This is a genomic window from Streptomyces sp. WELS2, assembly GCF_013870595.1.
Lineage (GTDB): Bacteria > Actinomycetota > Actinomycetes > Streptomycetales > Streptomycetaceae > Streptomyces.
Genome location: NZ_JACBWZ010001023.1, coordinates 1 through 1,985, shown reverse-complemented (window position 1 = coordinate 1,985; position 1,985 = coordinate 1). Strand labels below are relative to the sequence as shown.

Genomic DNA, 1,985 nt, shown 5'->3' with positions numbered 1-1,985 from the left:
GCCACGTCCACGAGCGCCTCCCGGTCCGGCCAGGCCGCGACGGCCCGGTCCAGGTTGGCGTCGGGGGTGAACTGCGGATCCCCGATGCCCGCGAACCGCAGGCCCCCCACCGTCACGGCCCGGCCGTCGTCCAGCACGCGCACGTTCCGCACGCGCTCCAGATAGCGCTGGGTGGTCCGGGAGTCGTGGTTGCCGCGCACCCACACGTACGGCACGCCCAGGTCCCGGATCGGGTCCAGGAAGCCGTTCTCCGCCGCCGTGCCGTGATCCATCGTGTCCCCGGAGTCCACGATCACGTTCACCTGGTACTGCCGCACCAGCGAGGCGATGATCTTCCAGCTCGCCGGGTTGAGGTGGATGTCCGACACGTGCAGCACCCGGATGGTGGTCGGGTCCGGGCGGTAGGCCGGGAGGGTGGACGTGGCGTCGTACAGCTTCGTCACGTTCGTCACCAGGCGCGCCAGCTCCTTCTGGTAGACGTCGAACTCCGTGACGATGCTGCGGGCGTTGCCGACCACGGACGGCGCCGAGGCGAGCAGCCCGGAGAACCTCGGCTCCAGGACCGACTTCCAGCCGGTGCGGGCGGACGAGTTCCTTCACGAGGACAGCTCCAGCTTCGGTGCGGGCGGTGCCGGGTCCAGCCCGAACACCTGGGTGTACAGCGACAGTTCCGCCTCCAGGGCGCGGATCATGGTATCGGCGCGGCGGAATCCGTGGCCCTCGCCCTCGAAGGTGAGGTAGGCGTGCGGTACGCCCCGCCCGGCGGTCCGGGCGAGGAGGCGTTCGCACTGGGCGGGCGGGCAGATGATGTCGTCCAGGCCCTGGAGCAGCAGGAACGGCACGGTGAGCCGGTCGGCGTGGGTGATCGGGGAACGTTCGGCGTACCGGTCGGGGACCTCGGCGAGCGGGCCGATCAGCGACTCCGGGTAATGGGACTCGAAGTCGTGGGTGCCGCCGGGGCCCCAGGTGGTGAGGTCGAGCACCGGGTACCACATGGTGCCGCAGGCGTAGACGTCGGTGCCGGTCAGGGAGGCGGCGGCGGTCCAGCCGCCGGCGCTGCCGCCCCGGATGGCCAGCCGGGCGGGGTCGGCGGTGCCCTCGGCGGCGAGGGCGCGGGCGACGGCCGCGCAGTCCTCGACGTCCACCACGCCCCACCGCTCGCGCAGCCGCTCCCGGTAGGCGCGGCCGTATCCGGTGGAGCCGCCGTAGTTCACCTCGGCGACGCCGATGCCCCGGGAGGTGAAGTAGGCGATGGCCAGGTCCAGCACGAGCGGGCTGCGGCTGGTGGGGCCGCCGTGCGCCCAGATCACGTACGGCGGCCGTTCGCCGTCGGGCGCGGTGCGCGCGGGGTGGTGCGGCGGGTACACGTGGGCGTACACCTCGCGGCCGCCGGGCCCGGGGAAGACGCGCGCCTCGGGCCGTGGGTGGTAGGCGGGGTCGACGGGGTCGCGGTGGCGGGCGCCGACGACGCGGGCGCGGCCGGTGACGGTGTCCAGCTCGACCACCTCGTACCCGGTGTGCGGGCCGGCGCCGACGGTGACGACGCGCTGGCCGTGCACGGCGAGGGTGGGGGCGCACTCGGTCCAGGGTCCGGCGGCGTCGACGATCTCGCCGGTCTCCGGGTCCAGTATCCCGAGCGCGGCCGGCCCGCGGCCGTGCAGGACCGCCAGCAGGCCGTTGTCGAGCGGCGCGAACCAGCGCAGCCCGAGCTGCCACAGGGGCCCGCCGAACTCCTCCTCGAGGGGGCACAGGCGGGTGCCGTCGCGGTAGAGCTGCCACCAGCCGCCGCGGTCGCTCGCGTACAGCAGGCGGCCGTCCGGGGCCCACTCGGCCTGGCAGACGGACTCTTCCGGGCCCCCGGCGAGGGTGCGGACGCCGGTCAGCCGGCCGTCGTCGGTCACGTCGGCGACCAGCAGGTCCGTGCCGTCCCAGGGCATCCGCGGATGGTCCCAGCCGATCCAGGCGGCCCGCCGTCCGTCGGGCGA

The 1,985-nt window shown here is 74.4% G+C and carries 1 protein-coding gene and 1 pseudogene; both read right to left on the bottom strand.

Annotated features, from left to right (window positions below; genetic code table 11):
• Positions 1-569 (bottom strand): annotated as a pseudogene (locus tag H5J33_RS33095) (metallophosphoesterase); the annotation flags it as partial.
• 27 nt (positions 570-596) lie between these two features.
• Positions 597-1,985, bottom strand: a 1,389-nt coding sequence (locus H5J33_RS33090) for a prolyl oligopeptidase family serine peptidase (protein WP_181798401.1), incomplete at its 5' end; no start/stop codon positions are given.